The 16773-nt window shown below is 70.0% G+C and carries 17 protein-coding genes; 12 read left to right on the top strand and 5 right to left on the bottom strand.

Going from position 1 to position 16773, the window contains the following annotated elements; all coding sequences use genetic code 11:
• Window positions 1–5: 5 nt before the first annotated feature.
• Complete coding sequence (locus NGB36_RS29360) at window positions 6–2369, bottom strand: SCO5717 family growth-regulating ATPase (RefSeq protein ID WP_255923606.1); 2364 nt, start codon at window positions 2367–2369, stop codon at window positions 6–8.
• A gap of 235 nt (window positions 2370–2604) precedes the next feature.
• Between NGB36_RS29360 and NGB36_RS29355 the strand changes: the two genes are divergently transcribed.
• Window positions 2605–3081: a hypothetical protein gene (locus NGB36_RS29355; RefSeq protein ID WP_255923605.1), complete on the top strand. Its 477-nt coding sequence runs from the start codon at window positions 2605–2607 to the stop codon at window positions 3079–3081.
• Window positions 3082–3102: 21 nt separating this feature from the next.
• Here NGB36_RS29355 and NGB36_RS29350 read toward each other — a convergent pair whose 3' ends face one another.
• Both NGB36_RS29350 and NGB36_RS29345 read right to left on the bottom strand, forming a co-directional pair.
• On the bottom strand, window positions 3103–3375 hold the full coding sequence (locus NGB36_RS29350; RefSeq protein WP_255923604.1) for a DUF8017 domain-containing protein: 273 nt from the start codon (window positions 3373–3375) through the stop codon (window positions 3103–3105).
• Window positions 3357–4955, bottom strand: a complete 1599-nt coding sequence (locus NGB36_RS29345) for a beta-N-acetylhexosaminidase (RefSeq protein WP_372509560.1) — start codon at window positions 4953–4955, stop codon at window positions 3357–3359. Before NGB36_RS29345 ends, NGB36_RS29350 begins: the two co-directional genes overlap by 19 nt.
• Window positions 4956–5177: 222 nt before the next feature.
• Between NGB36_RS29345 and NGB36_RS29340 the strand changes: the two genes are divergently transcribed.
• The 8 genes from NGB36_RS29340 to NGB36_RS29305 all read left to right on the top strand — a co-directional run bounded on the left by NGB36_RS29340 (window position 5178) and on the right by NGB36_RS29305 (window position 11736).
• Entirely contained in the window at window positions 5178–5420 is a 243-nt protein-coding gene (locus tag NGB36_RS29340) for a DUF397 domain-containing protein (protein ID WP_255923603.1), read from the top strand.
• Between the two features lie 159 nt (window positions 5421–5579).
• Window positions 5580–5750, top strand: a complete 171-nt coding sequence (locus NGB36_RS34095) for a hypothetical protein (RefSeq protein WP_255923642.1) — start codon at window positions 5580–5582, stop codon at window positions 5748–5750.
• On the top strand, window positions 5684–5968 hold the full coding sequence (locus NGB36_RS29330) for a hypothetical protein (RefSeq protein WP_255923638.1): 285 nt from the start codon (window positions 5684–5686) through the stop codon (window positions 5966–5968). Before NGB36_RS34095 ends, NGB36_RS29330 begins: the two co-directional genes overlap by 67 nt.
• Window positions 5969–6139: 171 nt before the next feature.
• Window positions 6140–6427: a 30S ribosomal protein S15 gene (rpsO, locus tag NGB36_RS29325; RefSeq protein WP_255923602.1), complete on the top strand. Its 288-nt coding sequence runs from the start codon at window positions 6140–6142 to the stop codon at window positions 6425–6427.
• A 343-nt stretch (window positions 6428–6770) separates the two neighbouring features.
• A complete protein-coding gene (locus NGB36_RS29320) occupies window positions 6771–9029 on the top strand; it encodes a polyribonucleotide nucleotidyltransferase (RefSeq protein ID WP_255923637.1) in 2259 nt (752 codons plus the stop codon).
• Entirely contained in the window at window positions 9026–10420 is a 1395-nt protein-coding gene (locus NGB36_RS29315; RefSeq protein WP_255923601.1) for a M16 family metallopeptidase, read from the top strand. The genes NGB36_RS29320 and NGB36_RS29315 overlap by 4 nt, the downstream gene beginning before the upstream one ends.
• 81 nt (window positions 10421–10501) lie before the next feature.
• A complete protein-coding gene (gene dapB / locus NGB36_RS29310) occupies window positions 10502–11254 on the top strand; it encodes a 4-hydroxy-tetrahydrodipicolinate reductase (RefSeq protein WP_255923600.1) in 753 nt (250 codons plus the stop codon).
• A gap of 17 nt (window positions 11255–11271) precedes the next feature.
• Window positions 11272–11736, top strand: a complete 465-nt coding sequence (locus NGB36_RS29305; protein WP_255923599.1) for a tetratricopeptide repeat protein — start codon at window positions 11272–11274, stop codon at window positions 11734–11736.
• A gap of 7 nt (window positions 11737–11743) precedes the next feature.
• Here NGB36_RS29305 and NGB36_RS29300 read toward each other — a convergent pair whose 3' ends face one another.
• Complete coding sequence (locus NGB36_RS29300) at window positions 11744–12340, bottom strand: SCO5741 family PH domain-containing membrane protein (RefSeq protein WP_255923598.1); 597 nt, start codon at window positions 12338–12340, stop codon at window positions 11744–11746.
• A 132-nt stretch (window positions 12341–12472) separates the two neighbouring features.
• Complete coding sequence (locus tag NGB36_RS29295) at window positions 12473–12712, bottom strand: hypothetical protein (RefSeq protein WP_255923636.1); 240 nt, start codon at window positions 12710–12712, stop codon at window positions 12473–12475.
• Window positions 12713–12887: 175 nt separating this feature from the next.
• Between NGB36_RS29295 and thyX the strand changes: the two genes are divergently transcribed.
• From thyX to NGB36_RS29280, 3 genes are all read left to right on the top strand, one after another.
• A complete protein-coding gene (gene thyX, locus NGB36_RS29290; protein ID WP_255923597.1) occupies window positions 12888–13625 on the top strand; it encodes an FAD-dependent thymidylate synthase in 738 nt (245 codons plus the stop codon).
• Window positions 13626–13813: 188 nt separating this feature from the next.
• Entirely contained in the window at window positions 13814–14713 is a 900-nt protein-coding gene (dapA, locus tag NGB36_RS29285) for a 4-hydroxy-tetrahydrodipicolinate synthase (protein ID WP_255923596.1), read from the top strand.
• A 204-nt stretch (window positions 14714–14917) separates the two neighbouring features.
• Complete coding sequence (locus NGB36_RS29280) at window positions 14918–16603, top strand: ribonuclease J (RefSeq protein WP_255923595.1); 1686 nt, start codon at window positions 14918–14920, stop codon at window positions 16601–16603.
• The last annotated feature ends 170 nt before the right edge of the window (window positions 16604–16773 follow it).

The following is a 16773-nucleotide window of genomic DNA, read 5'->3' as shown; positions in this document are numbered from 1 at the left end:
AATGCTCACTGCTGCGGAGGTGGCGGGGGGTAGCCGTACCCCGGCTGCGGTTGCTGCTGGGGCTGCTGCTGCGGCCATCCCTGTGGCCCGCCCGGCTGCTGCGGATACTGCGCCTGGGGCTGCTGAGGCGGCGGACCGCCCTGCGGGCCGGGCCCGGCAGGGTAGTACGGGTGCTGCGGCATGGGCTGACCCGGCATGGGCTGGCCGGGCATCGGCTGGCCCATCTGCGGCTGCGGTGCATTGCCGTCGGGCTGCCCCCACATGCCCTGGCCACCGCCCTGCTGGGTGCGCACGATGTCCTCCGCGATCATCGCGGCGAGGTTGAAATACGCCTCGCGTGTCTTCGGCCGCATCATGTCCAGGTCGACCTCGGCGCCGGCCGCCAGGTGCTCGTCGAACGGGACCACGATCACGCCGCGGCAGCGCGTCTGGAAGTGCGCGACGATGTCGTCCACCTTGATCATCTTTCCGGTCTCGCGGACCCCGGAGATCACGGTGAGGCTGCGCGCGACCAGGTCCGCGTAGCCGTGGGCCGAGAGCCAGTCGAGCGTGGTGCTCGCACTGCTCGCACCGTCGACGGACGGCGTCGAGATGATGATCAGCTGATCGGCGAGGTCGAGCACGCCGCGCATGGCGCTGTAGAGCAGACCGGTGCCTGAGTCGGTGAGGACGATCGGGTACTGACGGCCGACGACTTCGATGACCCGCCGGTAGTCCTCGTCGCCGAACGTGGTCGACACGGCCGGGTCCACGTCGTTGGCGATGATCTCCAGGCCCGAGGGCGCCTGTGAGGTGAAACGGCGGATGTCCATGTAGCTGTTGAGGAACGGCAGCTGGTGGACGAGGTCGCGGATGGTGGCCCCCGTCTCGCGGCGGACGCGGCGTCCGAGCGTGCCCGCGTCCGGGTTGGCGTCGATCGCCAGGATCTTGTCCTGGCGCTCGGATGCGAGGGTGGCACCGAGTGCGGTGGTCGTCGTGGTCTTGCCGACGCCGCCCTTCAGGCTGATCACCGCGATCCGGTAGCAGGACATCACCGGGGTGCGGATCAGCTCCAGCTTGCGCTGGCGCTCGGCCTCGGCGGCCTTGCCACCGAGCTTGAACCGGCCGGCGCCGGGGAGGTTGCTGCCGGGCTTCCTGGGCTTGGGCTGATTGCGCAGCAGACGGTCGGACGACAGCTCCACCGCTGCCGTGTAGCCGAGGGGCGCGCCGCCCGGGCCGTGCTGGCGCTGCTCTGGCGGGACGGTCGGCCAGCCGGCGGCGCGGGGGTCCGCGGTAGGCGCCGCCCGCCCGGCCTGCTGCTGCGGAGGCTGCTGCTGGTGAGGCTGTGGTTGAGGCTGCGGCTGCGGGTAGCCGTACGCGGTGGGCGGCTGCTGTGTCGGGCTCGGCGGCGGCAGCGGCACGGAGGGCGAGTTGGGCCCGGGTGCGGGCGGCTGCGGGTATCCGTACGCGGGCGGCTGGGGTGCCTGCGGCGTGGGCGGCTGCGCCGCCTGGTACTGCGGCGGAAGCGGCGGCACGGGCTGCTGCGGAGGCTGCGGATGCTGCGGGGACCAGGCCGAGTTCGGGCCCTGCGATGCCCAGGGCTGGGCGGCGGCGGGTGCGCCCGGTGCGCCCGTAGGGTTGGGCGGCGTCGGCGGTCCGGCGGGAGGCGCCGCGGCAGCGTGCTGCGGATGCGGAGGCTGCTGCGGCGGTGCCTGAGGGGCCGGTGCCGGGTCGCGCGGCTCCGTCGCCGGCGCGGGCTCGGGCTTGCGCTCCTCGTGCGCAGTCGGCGGGGGAGGAGGCGTGGGCGTCGTCGGAGCGGTCGGGGCAGCGGGGGCGGCGGCCTTGGGCTTCTCCTCGAGGGGCTCCTTGTTCTGCTTCAGCGAGATCGCGGAGAAACGCTCGGTGGAGGCGAAGGTTTGGGGCGCCTTGGTGCCGCCGCTGCCGGAGGTGTCGTCATCCGCCGGTTCTGAACTGGTTTGCGGCGCCTTGGTGTTCTTCAGGGAGATCGCGGAGAAGCGCATGGTGGATTCGCTCTGCACAGCTCCTGGCAGATCGTCGCCCGAATTGTCCGATGACGCCGCCTCAGATGACGACGACTCCGGCCTCTCCTCACCGGAGTTGGGCTTGAAGGCGGGGAAGCTCGGACCACTGCCGGAGCTCGGCGCCGGCGGCGCCGACCATGAACTCCCGCCCGACGCCGCCGATGCCGCCGGCTCCTCCCTGGCATCCGGCGCCACAGGCTGCTTGGGCTCCGGCTCGGAGCCGTCCTCCCCGTTCGTCATGTACCAGGCGGGCGGCGTGTAGTCGATGGTGAACTCGCCGGTGTAATCGGCTTCGCGCGACCGCGCCCCGTCGCCGCCGAAGCGGTTGTCGTCCCGATCGCTGCTCACTGTGCCTCCTGGATTGCTGTCATGCTCGCGAACGGCGAGGTCATACACGGGCGTACGGCATCTAGGGCGCGGATACGGCCCGTACGGCGCATGCCGTGCATACCGGAGAAACCTCCCCCTGTGCCGCGGCAGTCCGCCCGGCCGGCCCCGAATCCCCTCGTTCACGGGGCCCGCGGAGCCCGGTCGGAACACCCTTGCTGTCCTCCTGCCGCTCCGAAGTACAGCCTAATCGTGCATGCCCCTGGTATGTCAGGCCCGCCCCCTGCCCGACATCCGCGCACCGCACCCGGGCGGCACATCCTCATCGCCTACCGGCACAGTAGAGGGCCGGTCCGACAACGCCGGGCGGCTTCCGCGCGGCCGGCTCCACGACGGCCAGGTGCTCTACGTGCGGCGTCGCCGACCGTCGGCGCCGCGGCGCGGTCTGCCGCCCGCGTACCGCGACACCGCCGACGGGCAGATCGGCCTCGTCACCGACACCGGCCTGCGATACGCCCTTCCCGCCTCGGCCGGAACCGACGACGCGCAGTTCCGCCTCGGCTACGGCCATGCGCAGCCCGTCCCCGTTTCCGACGCGTGGTCGCAGCGTCGTCGGCGCGGCCGTCCTGCTCGCCGTGGTCGTGGGCGGGGCCGTCGCCGTACGGGACGGGAGGAGCCGCCGGTGAACGGCGGCGAGGCGGTCAGCTGCGGGACGGCCGGACTGTGCTCGTAATCTTCTCGATCTGAGCCTCCGTCAGTGCCCCCGAACCCGCTGGTCCGCATGGATCACCCACTCGTGCACGGTTCCGTCCTTCAGCCGCTGGGCGATGCTGTGCACGACAGCGGAGGGCGGGACGCATGAGCTCGGCCAGTAGGTGACGGTGACATGGGCGGTTGCCGTGTAGCGCTGGATGCCGTTGTGGTTCCAGGGCGTTGTCGGGCCGACTTCGATCCTCGGCTTGTGCGAGGGGCCGCCGTACGCGGCGAATCCCCGACATGGCCGGAACTCTATCCAGCGGCGGGCCACGGCACCTGCGGCGAGTGGTAGTAGTCGATGCCCATCGCGTCCCAGCGCGGCCCCTGCGCCGCCAGCCGTTCGCTGAACCCTTCCCAGTCGTGTGTCGCGGCGGGCGACCAGCCGAGCTCCGCGATGGCGGGCAGCCGCGGGAACGCCATGTAGTCGATGTCGTCGCCGGTCACGACCGTCTCCGACCACAGCGGCGCCTCCACACCGATGACGGCGGAAGCGGGCGCGCCGGACAGGAAGGTCGCGGGATCCCAGTCGTAGGCGTCCTTCACCTCCGTGTACCCGGCCCAGCTCAGCCCGAGCTTCGTCGACGGGTTGTACTTCATGTCCAGATAAGCGTGATTGGCCGGTGACATGACCAACCGCGTCCCGGCCCTCGCGGCGGCGATGACGCTCGCCTCGTTCCCGGTCGTCCCCCAGTACTGCGCGATCGCCCCCGGCACCGGGTTCGCGTCGGTGATCTCGTGCCAGGCCACCACCGTCTTGCCGTACCTGCCGACGAGCGGCTGTACGCGATCCATGAACGCCGCGTAGTCCGCCGCGCTCGTCGAATGGGCCTCGTCACCGCCGATGTGCAGATACGGCCCGGGCGTGAGCGCCGCGACCTCCCGCAGCACATCGCTGACGAACGCGTACGTGACGGCCTTCCGCACGCACAGCGAGCTGAACCCGACGTTGGTCCCGGTGTAGAGCGGAGGCGCCTTGCCGTCGCAGTTCAACTCGGCGTACGAGGCCAGTGCCGCGTTGGTGTGCGCCGGCATGTCGACCTCCGGGACGACGGTGATGTAGCGGCTCGCCGCATACCGCACGATCTGTTCGTACTGTGCCTTGCTGTAGTACCCGCCGGGGCCGCCGCCCACCTCCGTGGAGCCGCCGTACCGCGCAAGACGCGGCCAGGAGTCGATCGCTATTCGCCACCCCTGGTCGTCCGATAGGTGCAGGTGCAGCCGGTTGATCTTGTACAGCGCTATCTCGTCGATATAGCGCTCGACTTGGGCGACGGTGAAGAAGTGCCGTGCCACATCGAGCATCGCACCGCGGTAGCCGTAGCGCGGTGTGTCGGTGATCGTGCCGCCCGCGACCGTCCACGGCCCGGGCTGCCGCGTCCTGCGCTCGACCGAGGCGGGCAGCAACTGCCGCAGCGTCTGCACCCCGTGGAAGAGCCCGGCGGCCGCGTGCGCTCGGACGACAATGCCGCTGCCGCGTACCTGAAGCTGATAGCCCTCGCTGCCCAGCCACTGCGGGCCGTCGAGCCGCAGGGCGATCCCGCCGCGCCCGGACCGCCGGGAGACCGGCAGGGCGTATCCGGTCGACGGCCGCAGCAGACGGGCGAGGTAGTCGGCCACGCCCACGGCGGAGCGCGACGGCGCGTGGATCCGAGTGCGGGATCCGATCGTGTACGCGGCGCCGTCCGGCCGTACGGACGCCGGAGCGGGCACCACGTCACCCAGCGGTCTCGCCGAGGCGGCCACGGAGGCGGGTACGGGCGAAGAAGCGGAAGCGGCGGCCGTGCCCGCCCCCGTCGCGGCTCCGAGGATGAGCACCATCGAGACCGCACAACGCGACAGCCGTCGTCTCACGACAATCCCTTCGACGGGGAACGGGCGCACACCCTCAAGGCCTGAGTAACCCGCATCTGGTGCACCGTCAACGGGTGCAGCCCACTCGGGGGACGCATCCCGGCCACCGCCCGCGAGGCGCCGCATCCTCCATACGAGTGACCTGATCGGGCGGCCACGGGCGGTACGGTGATCCTGGCGGGCCGGTGGCCCGCGGCCGCCGTGACGAAGGGACGTGGACCCATGGCAGACGCCCGTGAGAAGGCAGACGAGAAGGCGGAGCTCTACGCCCTCGACATCTCCGACGTCGAGTGGCTGAGCGCCCCAGGCGACACCTCCGAGGAGCGCGTCGAGATCGCCCACCTGCCCGGCGGCGCGGTGGCCATGCGCAACTCCGCCGACCCCGGCACGGTGCTGCGCTACACCGAAGCCGAGTGGCGCGCATTCGTCCTCGGCGCCCGGGACGGCGAGTTCGACCTGACCTGACCTGATCCGACCCCGGCGCCTACCCCGGCACCCGGCCGGCGGTGAAGACCACCGGCCGCCGCGCGGCCCCGCTCCCCGTCAGAGAGGCCCGCACCGCCGCCAGGCCACGCCGCGCCCACGAGCTGCTGCCCGGGCTCGTCGGCGGATGCTGCACGGTCGTTGCCCGGCTTTTCGCGCTCCGGCTGGGAGCGATGGCTCGCCCTCGCCACGGCGGCGGCCGCCGTGCTGCGCGCCCGCCTCTTCCCGCACACCGCGCAGATCGCCTGTCTGCTCGGCGCCGGGACTGTGTCCCTCTGCCTGCTGCTGTCCGGCGGCGCCCTCGGTCGGTAGCCCCCGGCGGAGCCGGTACCGTCTGGCTGGCCGCCGCGCTCACCACGGGAGCCGCGCTGCTCACCACCGTCGCGGTGATGCTTCCCGGAAGGAACGTCACGCCGCCGTGGTCCCGTGCCTTGGAGGTGGCCGAGGCAGCCGTACTGCTCTGCCCGGTCCCGCTCCGTCTCGGAGCCCTCGGCGTCTACGCCGCCGCCCGCGCGCTGACCTCCGGCTGACGGCTGGTACCCTGGGTGACGGCCGAGTGTCTGCATCCGTGTGGCATCCATGTGGCACATCACGTCCACGTGGCAACCACGCAGCACGCGGCCCCGCCTCCCGAGTAACGGAAGACCCCCTGAGAAGAAGACCAGGGGCGCTCGCGGGCGAGAATCCCCCAAGGAGCCAGCGTGTCGATCGACGCCGCCGCAAAGAAGCAGATCATTGAGAAGTACGGCACGAAGCCGGGCGACACCGGCTCCCCCGAGGTCCAGGTCGCGCTGCTCACGCACCGCATCACTGGCCTGACCGAGCACCTGAAGAGCCACAAGCACGACCACCACTCCCGCCGTGGTCTGCTGATCCTGGTCGGCCAGCGCCGCCGCATGCTGCAGTACCTGGCCAAGAAGGACATCCAGCGCTTCCGCGCTCTCGTGGACGAGCTCGGCATCCGCCGCGGCGCCGCGGGCGCCAAGTAAGACGCCGTGAAGGGAGCGGTTCCCACTGAGGGAGCCGCTCCCTTTGCCGTACTTGCCCTTCGCGATCGTCGCCGGCCCGCAACCTTTGTAGTCTGGCAGCGACACAACTTCACAAGCACCAAGCACAACGCTCAGATGATGGAGCGCCCGCCGACCGCCGAGTCGGCGCCGTAGGCGCCATAGGCGCCGGTCCTCGGTAGTGGCCCCCGGGAAGCGCGATCCGCGGTACCCCGGTGGCTTCGATCGAAGACCGGCCCGGCCGGGCCCGCCCAGTTCGGCAGGCGGCGCTCCACCGCAGCAGGCCACCGGCAGAGCCGGTGGCATGGACGAGGAGATATTCCTGGTGGAGAACGAGACCCACTACGCCGAAGCCGTGATCGACAACGGTTCCTTCGGCAGCCGTACCATCCGCTTCGAGACGGGCCGCCTGGCCCGCCAGGCCGCCGGCTCCGCCGTGGCCTACCTGGACGACGAGACCATGGTCCTGTCGGCCACCACTGCCTCGAAGCACCCCAAGGACCAGCTCGACTTCTTCCCGCTGACGGTGGACGTCGAGGAGCGGATGTACGCGGCCGGACGCATCCCCGGCTCGTTCTTCCGCCGCGAGGGCCGGCCCTCCGAGGACGCGATCCTCACCTGCCGGCTCATCGACCGCCCGCTGCGCCCGTCCTTCGCCAAGGGCCTGCGCAACGAGATCCAGGTCGTCGCCACCGTCATGGCACTCAACCCCGACCACCTCTATGACGTGGTCGCCATCAACGCCGCCTCCGCCTCGACGCAGCTCGCGGGCCTGCCGTTCTCCGGTCCGATCGGCGGCGTGCGCGTCGCGCTGATCCGCGGCCAGTGGGTGGCGTTCCCGACCCACAGCGAGCTCGAGGAGGCCGTGTTCGACATGGTCGTCGCAGGCCGTGTCCTCGAGGACGGTGATGTGGCGATCATGATGGTCGAGGCCGAGGCCACCGAAAAGACCATCAAGCTCGTCGAGGGCGGCGCCGAGGCGCCCACCGAGGAGATCGTGGCCGCCGGCCTCGAAGCCTCCAAGCCCTTCATCAAGGCCCTGTGCAAGGCCCAGTCCGACCTCGCCGCCAAGGCCGCCAAGCCGACCGGCGAGTTCCCGGTCTACCTGGACTTCCAGGACGACGTCCTGGAAGCGCTCACCGAGGCGGTACGCGACGAGCTCGCCCAGGCGCTGACCATCGCGGGCAAGCAGGAGCGCGAGAACGAGCTCGACCGCGTCAAGAGCGTCGCCGCCGAGAAGCTGCTCCCGCAGTTCGAAGGGCGCGAGAAGGAGATCTCGGCCGCATACCGCGCGCTGACCAAGAAGCTGGTCCGCGAGCGCGTCATCAAGGACAAGGTCCGCATCGACGGCCGCGGTGTCACCGACATCCGCACCCTCTCCGCCGAGGTCGAGGTCGTCCCGCGGGTCCACGGCTCCGCACTCTTCGAGCGCGGCGAGACCCAGATCCTCGGCGTCACCACGCTGAACATGCTGCGCATGGAGCAGCAGCTGGACACGCTCTCGCCCGAGACGCGCAAGCGCTACATGCACAACTACAACTTCCCGCCGTACTCCACCGGTGAGACCGGCCGTGTCGGCTCCCCCAAGCGCCGCGAGATCGGCCACGGGGCGCTGGCCGAGCGGGCGCTCATCCCGGTGCTGCCCACGCGCGAGGAGTTCCCGTACGCGATCCGCCAGGTCTCCGAGGCGATCGGCTCCAACGGTTCTACGTCGATGGGCTCGGTCTGTGCCTCGACGATGTCGCTGATGAACGCCGGTGTGCCGCTCAAGGCCCCGGTCGCGGGCATCGCCATGGGCCTGATCTCCCAGGAGATCGACGGCCAGACGCACTACGTCACGCTCACCGACATCCTCGGTGCCGAGGACGCGTTCGGCGACATGGACTTCAAGGTCGCGGGCACCCGCAACTTCGTGACCGCGCTCCAGCTCGACACCAAGCTCGACGGCATCCCCGCCTCCGTGCTCGCCGCCGCGCTGAAGCAGGCCCGTGACGCCCGGCTCCACATCCTCGACGTGATGAGCGAGGCCATCGACGTGCCGGACGAGATGTCCCCGCACGCCCCGCGGATCATCTCCATCAAGATCCCGGTCGACAAGATCGGCGAGGTCATCGGCCCCAAGGGCAAGATGATCAACCAGATCCAGGAGGACACCGGCGCCGAGATCGCCATCGAGGACGACGGCACCGTGCTGATCGGCGCCGCCGAGGGCGCGGCCGCCGAGGCCGCGCGCGCCACCATCAACGGCATCGCCAACCCGACGATGCCCGAGGTCGGCGAGCGCTACCTGGGCACGGTAGTCAAGACCACCACCTTCGGCGCGTTCGTCTCGCTCATGCCGGGCAAGGACGGCCTGCTGCACATCTCGCAGATCCGCAAGCTCGCCGGCGGCAAGCGCGTGGAGAACGTCGAGGACGTGCTCAAGGTCGGCGCCAAGGTCCAGGTCGAGATCGCCGAGATCGACCAGCGCGGCAAGCTCTCGCTCATCCCCGTCATCGAAGAGGAGGCCGAGGGCGGCGACAAGGCCGACAAGGCCGACACCGCTGCTGCGGCTGACGAGACCGAGGCAGAGACCTCGAAGTGACGTCCCGTACGCACCGGAAGACGGCCCGCACTTCTTCGGAGGGGCGGGCCGTCCCCCGTACCAAGGCCCTCACCAGAACGCTGATCAAGGGCGCCGGCGGCGCCGGCACGATCCGCAAGACCGTGCTGCCCGGCGGCCTGAGAGTGATCACCGAGACGATGCCGAGCCTGCGCTCGGTGACCTTCGGCATCTGGGCCCACGTGGGCTCCCGCGACGAGACCCCGGTTCTCAACGGAGCCACGCACTACCTGGAGCACCTGCTCTTCAAGGGCACCGCACGGCGCAGCGCACTGGAGATCTCCTCCGCCATCGACGCGGTCGGCGGCGACATGAACGCCTTCACCGCCAAGGAGTACACGTGCTACTACGCACGCGTGCTCGACTCCGACCTGCCGCTCGCCATCGACGTCATCAGCGACATGCTGACCGGCTCCCTCATCGACCCTGCGGACGTCGAGGCCGAACGCGGCGTCGTCCTCGAAGAGATCGCGATGGCCGACGACGACCCGAGCGACCTGGTGCACGAGCTGTTCGACACTGCGGTGCTCGGCCCGACCCCCCTCGGCCGCCCTGTCCTCGGCACCGTCGAGACCATCAACGCCCTCACCCAGCCGCAGCTCGCCCGCTTCTACAAGAAGCACTACGACCCCACCCACCTGCTCGTCACCGCCGCCGGAAACGTCGACCACACCAAGGTCGTACGCCAGGTCCGCCGCGCCTTCGAGCAGGCGGGCATGCTCGGCGACGACACCGACGCCGCACCCGCCCCCACGCGCTCCGGCACCCGCACCCTGCGCAGCGCCGGCCGCATCGAGGTGCTCGACCGGCGCACCGAGCAGGCACACGTGGTGCTCGGCATGCCCGGCATGTCGCGCACCGACGACCGGCGCTGGGCGCTCAGCGTGCTCAACACTGCGCTCGGCGGCGGCATGAGCTCACGCCTCTTCCAGGAGGTGCGCGAGAAGCGCGGCCTGGCCTACTCGGTCTACTCGTACACCTCGTCCTTCGCGGACTGCGGCCTGTTCGGCGTGTACGCGGGGTGCGCCCCCGGCCACCTCGGCGAGGTGCTCAAGATCTGCCGCGACGAGCTCCACGACGTCGCCGAGAACGGACTGAGCGACGAGGAACTGCGGCGAGCCGTCGGCCAGCTCTCCGGATCGACCGTGCTGGGGCTCGAGGACACCGGTGCGCTGATGAACCGTATCGGCAAGAGTGAGCTGTGCTGGGGCGAGCAGATATCGGTCGACGACCTGCTGGGGCGCATCGCCTCCGTCACCCCGGACGACGTCCGCGCGGTGGCCCGTGATGTGCTGTCGCAGCGTCCGTCACTCGCCGCGATCGGCCCGATCGGCCGGCGACAGGAGCCCCGCCTCGAAGAAGCGGTCTCCTGAAACCCTGGAACTCCTGAAACCCTGAAATCCTGGAACTCCTGGATCCCTGGAACTCCTGAGACCGAGGAACGAGAAGAAGAGATGAGCAAGCTGCGCGTGGCCGTCATCGGCGCTACCGGCCGTATCGGCTCCGAGGCCGTACGCGCCGTGGAGGCCGCCGACGACCTGGAGCTCGTGGCCGCCCTCGACCGCGGCGACAAGCTGGAGACACTCACCGAGGCCGGCGCCCAGGTCGCGGTCGAGCTCACCCACCCCGACGCGGTCATGGGCAACCTGGAGTTCTGCGTACGCAACGGGATCCACGGTGTCGTCGGCACGACCGGCTGGACCGAGGAGCGGCTGACGACACTGCGCGGCTGGCTCGACGCATCGCCTGCCACCGGTGTGCTGATCGCCCCGAACTTCTCCATCGGCGCGGTCCTGACCATGCGCTTCGCCCAGCAGGCGGCCCGCTTCTTCGAGTCGGTCGAGGTCGTCGAGCTGCACCACCGCGGCAAGGCCGACGCGCCGTCGGGCACCGCGACCCGCACCGCCCAGCTGATCGCAGCCGCCCGCAGCGATGCGGGCCTGCCGCCACAGCAGGACCCGACGACCCACGGCCTGGAAGGCGCGCGCGGCGCCGACGTGGACGGCGTCCCGGTGCACGCGGTACGGCTGCGCGGGCTCCTCGCCCACCAGGAGGTGCTCTTCGGCGACACCGGTGAGACGCTCACCATCCGCCACGACTCGCTCCACCACAGTTGTTTCATGCCGGGCATCCTGCTCGCCGCCCGAAAAGTCGGCGACCACCCCGGCCTCACCTTCGGGCTCGAGCACTTCCTGGACCTGGACTGAGATCGAGGCCGATCACCGTGCGCGCGAAGATCACGTATTTCGTCACGGCCGCCGTCCTGGTCGTCTACTTCGTCCTGGCCGGCAGCCGGGGCGTGATGCTCATCGAGCACGGCACCCCGGTCACCATCGCCTTCGGCGTCGCTGTGCTCATCCTGCCGCTCATCGGAGCCTGGTTCCTCTGGCAGACCACGCAGTTCGCGCGCAGCGCGGACCGCCTCGCCAAGGAGCTCGAAGCCGAGGGCGGCCTGCCCGTCGATGAGTTGGTACGCACCCCGAGCGGCCGCATCGACCGGGACTCCGCCGACGCCGTGTTCGCCAAGCGCAAGGCAGAGGCGGAAGCCACGCCCGACGACTGGCGCGCCTGGTTCCGGCTCGCCATCGCGTACTACGACGCCCGCGACACCCCGCGTGCCCGCAAGGCGATGCAGCGCGCCATCGCCCTCCACGACGGCAGGCCGGTGCGGGCCCAGATGCACACCTAGACCCTGCTCACCGCCTGCCGCCGAGGGCGTCCGCCCAGCCCTCTATCGCGTCGGCGGCGACGTCGAAGCTCTCCGCGCGGCCCAGGAAGTCGGCGTTGTGATCGGTGAGGAGGGCGGGTAGTTCCCTGCCGTCCACCCGCTCGATCACCAGCGCCTGGCCCTGCACCGTCCGCGGCAGCGCGAGCCATCGGACCGGCTGCTGCGCCGTGCGCACCCGCCCGACCCGCCGCCACTCCACCGTGACGGTGCGGAACAGCCCCGTACGCCGCAGCCCGCGGCCGCTCACCCAGATCCCCACGCGCAGCGACCGCAGCGCCCAGGCGACCACGAGCACAGCCGCCACCAGCAGCGCACCCGCCCCCGACGTGCTCCCGGCCGCCGCGTCGATCAGCGCGGCGATGAGCAGATACGAGGCGAGTACGAGCAGCATCGCGGCTCCCGCCACCCGGCACGGCCCCGGCCGGTACGGCCGCTGCCACGGCTCGTCAACGGCATAGCGCCCGCGGGCGTGGCTGTGGGTGTGGGCATGGGTGTCGGGTCGGTGTTCGTCGCGTCCGGCGTGGTCGGCGTTGTCGGCGTTGTCGGCGAGGAAAGGCAGGGGCACGGCGTCGACGTCCCTCTCCGTCGGAGCTCACCGGAGCTCACACATGTGGCGGTTCTGTGACGGGTGAGGCTATCAGCGGTGCCTTGCGGTGCCGAGACGTGAGGCGTCGCGCAGGACATCAGGCGCAACGCCTCAGCCGTGCTGTGCGCTCTCCGCCTGCTGGTGCGGGACGTCCGCCGGCCGCTGCTCCAGCGCCGGGGTCCCGAGCACGACGGCGCCGACGAGACCGGCGACGACGGTGAGCACGGCGAGCACCCGCGCTGCCACCTGGGCCTTGCCCGGCCGTTCCCGTGGAGGAGGTGTGACGTTGCTCCGGAATCGGTCGGCCTCAGCGACGAAGGCGAACGGCACCGACTCTCCCCGGCGGAACATGGACGTCACCCCTCAGTACTCCTTCCGTCCGGCATGCCGGTGTGGTGATTTTCACCCAAGTTAGCAGGCGAGTTGACCGATTTAGCCGCCGGGGGCCCGTATTGGGCGGCTTCCCATGGTTGTCAGTGCCACCGCATAGGCTGGTCGCTGCAAGCGCAGACAGGGAGGACATCAGGTGACCGACACCCCTACCGAGCCCGCCGTCCAGTTCCGCGACGACGTCACGGTCGAGCTGATCAAGCACAGCGCCTCGGACTCGGACGTGCTGTGGGCCGCCCGCGTGTCCACGGCCGGGGAGCAGTCCCTGGAGGAGATCACCAAGGATCCGGAGCGGTCGACGGGTCTGATCAACTTCCTGATGCGCGACCGGCACGGCAGCCCCTTCGAGCACAACTCGATGACCTTCTTCGTCAGCGCCCCGATCTTCGTCTTCCGTGAATTCATGCGGCACAGGGTCGGATGGTCGTACAACGAGGAGTCCGGCCGCTATCGAGAGCTGCAGCCGGTCTTCTACATCCCTGGCGAGGACCGCAAGCTGGTGCAGCAGGGGCGCCCCGGGAAGTACGAGTTCGTCCACGGGACTCCCGAACAGCACAAGACGGTCGCCGAGGCCATGGAGGCGTCGTACCGCCAGTCCTACGAGGCCTACCGCGAGATGCTGGAGGCCGGGGTGGCCCGTGAGGTCGCGCGGGCGACGCTCCCCGTGGGCCTGTTCTCCAGCATGTATGCGACGTGCAACGCTCGGTCACTCATGCACTTCCTGTCGCTGCGCACCCAGGACGAGCGGGCGAGGACGCCGTCGTTCCCGCAGCGCGAGATCGCCATGGTGGCCGAGAGGATGGAAGCCGAGTGGGCGGCTCTCATGCCGCTCACCTACGCCGCGTACAACGCCAACGGCCGCGTTGCCCCGTAGTTCTCCCGGAGCCCCGGTCCCTCCGAACCTGTGTTCAAGGTGTCCCAATTGCGGGCATTAGTGAGGTTCATCTACGCTGCAGAAATGGATCCCGGCGCCGTCTGGACCCCCGAGCAGGCGGCGCCGGGGTCCTCCTGTCAGGTCCCCGAGAGAGCACCCCGGTGGACCCTACGAGTAGCGTTGGTCCCATGGCACCGACCTCCACACCGCAGACCCCCTTCGGAAGGGTGCTGACCGCAATGGTCACGCCGTTCACAGCGGACGGCGCTCTCGACATCGACGGCGCGCAGCGTCTCGCCACCCATCTGGTGGATGCCGGCAACGACGGCCTGGTCGTCAACGGCACCACCGGCGAGTCACCGACCACCAGCGACGCGGAGAAAGAGCAGCTGGTGCGGGCGGTACTGGAGGCGGTCGGTGACCGGGCCTTCGTGGTCGCCGGCGTCGGCACCAACGACACCCGGCACAGCATCCACCTGGCCCGGCAGGCCGAGCGAGCGGGCGCACACGGTCTGCTGACGGTCACGCCGTACTACAGCAAGCCGACCCAGGAGGGGCTGCTGCGGCACTTCACGGCGATCGCGGACGCCACCGGCCTGCCGGTGATGCTCTACGACATCCCTGGCCGCAGTGGTGTGCCGATCCAGACCGAGACCATCGTGCGGCTCGCCGAGCATCCGCTGATCGTCGCGAACAAGGACGCCAAGGGCGACCTGGGCCGCGCCAGCTGGGCCATCGCCCGCTCCGGCCTTGCCTGGTACTCGGGCGACGACATGCTCAACCTGCCGCTGCTGTCAGTGGGGGCGGTGGGTTTCGTCTCCGTCGTGGGCCACCTGGTCGCGCCGGAGCTGCGCGCGCTGCTGGAGGCCTACCTGAACGGCGATGTCACCAAGGCCACCGAGATCCACCAGCACCTGCTGCCCGTCTACACCGGCATGTTCCGCACCCAGGGCGTGATCACCACCAAGGCCGCACTCGGCCTGAAGGGACTGCCCGGCGGGCCCCTGCGCCTGCCGCTTGTCGAGCTGTCCGAGGACGAGACCGAGCAGCTGAAGAAGGATCTCGCCGCCGGCGGGGTACAGCTCTGACAACGGACCGCTGCGGGCCGAGCTCCGGACGCTGGGCACAAAGCGGCCGCACAGACTTCACAACTGAACATCGACGAATGAACACCGGACCAAGAACCAGCACGATTCGCTCGCGCCATGTCTCCAAGCGGCCCCCCATGCCGGACCCACGGGGTCCCGCATGGAAGGCCCAGGAGGTATGGCGCGAGTGGTAGGGAGAGACTTTTGAGCCATCCGCATCCTGATCTCGCAGCTCCGCCTGCGCTCCCCGAGGGAGGCCTGCGCGTCACCCCGCTCGGCGGCCTCGGGGAGATCGGCCGCAACATGACGGTCTTCGAGTACGGCGGCCGGCTGCTGATCGTCGACTGCGGGGTGCTCTTCCCCGAGGAGGAGCAGCCCGGAATCGACCTGATCCTGCCGGACTTCACCTCGATCCGTGACCGGCTTGACGACATCGAGGGCATCGTCCTCACCCATGGCCACGAGGACCACATCGGAGGCGTCCCCTTCCTGCTCCGCGAGAAGGAGGACATCCCGCTGATCGGCTCCAAGCTGACCCTGGCCCTGATCGAGGCCAAGCTCCAGGAGCACCGCATCCGCCCCTACACCCTGGAGGTGGAGGAAGGGCGGCGGGAGCGCATCGGTCCCTTCGACTGCGAATTCATTGCGGTCAACCACTCGATCCCGGATGCACTCGCCGTGGCGATCCGCACCCCGGCCGGCATGGTGGTGCACACCGGTGACTTCAAGATGGACCAGCTGCCGCTCGACGGCCGCCTCACCGACCTGCCCGCATTCGCCCGGCTCGGCGAGGAAGGCATCGACCTGCTGCTCTCGGACTCCACCAATGCCGAGGTGCCCGGGTTCATCCCGCACGAGCGGGACATCTCGCCGGTGTTGCGCCAGGTCTTCGCCAAGGCCGAGCGGCGCATCATCGTCGCCAGCTTCGCCAGCCATGTGCACCGCATCCAGCAGGTGCTTGACGCCGCGTACGAATACGGGCGGCGGGTCGCGTTCGTCGGCCGTTCCATGGTCCGGAACATGGGCATCGCCCGCGACCTCGGCTATCTGCGGGTTCCCGGAGGGCTGGTCGTCGACGTCAAGACGCTGGACGACCTGCCGGACGAGGAGATCGTCCTGATCTGCACGGGCTCGCAGGGCGAGCCCATGGCCGCACTGTCGCGCATGGCCAACCGCGACCACCAGATCCGCATCGTCGAGGGGGACACCGTCATCCTCGCCTCGTCGCTCATCCCGGGCAACGAGAACGCCGTGTACCGGGTCATCAACGGTCTCACGCGATGGGGCGCCAACGTTGTCCACAAGGGCAACGCCCGAGTGCACGTCTCCGGCCACGCCTCGGCCGGCGAACTGCTGTACTTCTACAACCTCTGCAAGCCGCGCAACCTGATGCCCGTACACGGGGAATGGCGCCACCTGAGGGCCAACGCCGACCTGGGCATCCTGACAGGCGTCCCGCGGGAGCGCACGGTCATCGCGGAGGACGGGGTCGTCGTCGACCTCGTCGACGGTATGGCGAAGATCGCCGGCAAGATCCAGGCGGGGTATGTCTACGTGGACGGCCTGTCGGTCGGTGATGTCACCGAGACCTCGCTGAAGGACCGGCGGATCCTGGGCGAAGAGGGCATCGTCTCCGTCTTCGTCGTGGTGGACAGCACGACGGGCAAGGTCATCGGCGGCCCGAACATTAACGCCCGCGGCTCGGGCATCGAGGACTCAGCGTTCGCCCCCGTCGCCGCGAAGATCGAGGAGGCCCTGCTCAGGTCTGCGCAGGACGGGGTCTCCGAACCTCACCAGGTTCAGCAGCTCATCCGCAGGGTCGTGGGCAAGTGGGTCTCCGACACCTACCGTCGCCGACCGATGATCCTCCCGGTGGTCGTGGAGGTCTGACGGTTCGTCACCGGGCCGGGTGCCAGGATTTGCATCCGGCACCCGGCTCAAGTACGTTGTCACAACCGCCTCGACGAGTGCCGCGGAGACCCGTGCGCAGAGCGCTGGGGCGGGAAATTCCGGCCGGAGAAATCTGATAGAGTCGGAAACATCGAAGGGAAAGCCCGGAG

The organism is Streptomyces humicola, from assembly GCF_024436035.1.
Classification (GTDB): Bacteria; Actinomycetota; Actinomycetes; order Streptomycetales; family Streptomycetaceae; genus Streptantibioticus_B; species Streptantibioticus_B humicola.
Note: the sequence above shows the minus strand (reverse complement) of the source record. Positions and strands in the feature narration are given on the sequence as shown.

What these genes read in the sequence shown, in the direction of transcription:
- NGB36_RS29340 (WP_255923603.1), top strand. Translation starts at nt 5,178, where the DNA reads ATGGCAGACGCCCGTGAGAAGGCAGACGAGAAGGCGGAGCTCTACGCC.
- NGB36_RS29355 (WP_255923605.1), top strand. Translation starts at nt 2,605, where the DNA reads ATGCCCCTGGTATGTCAGGCCCGCCCCCTGCCCGACATCCGCGCACCG.
- dapA (WP_255923596.1), top strand. Translation starts at nt 13,814, where the DNA reads ATGGCACCGACCTCCACACCGCAGACCCCCTTCGGAAGGGTGCTGACC.
- NGB36_RS29295 (WP_255923636.1), bottom strand. Translation starts at nt 12,712, where the DNA reads ATGTTCCGCCGGGGAGAGTCGGTGCCGTTCGCCTTCGTCGCTGAGGCC.
- dapB (WP_255923600.1), top strand. Translation starts at nt 10,502, where the DNA reads ATGAGCAAGCTGCGCGTGGCCGTCATCGGCGCTACCGGCCGTATCGGC.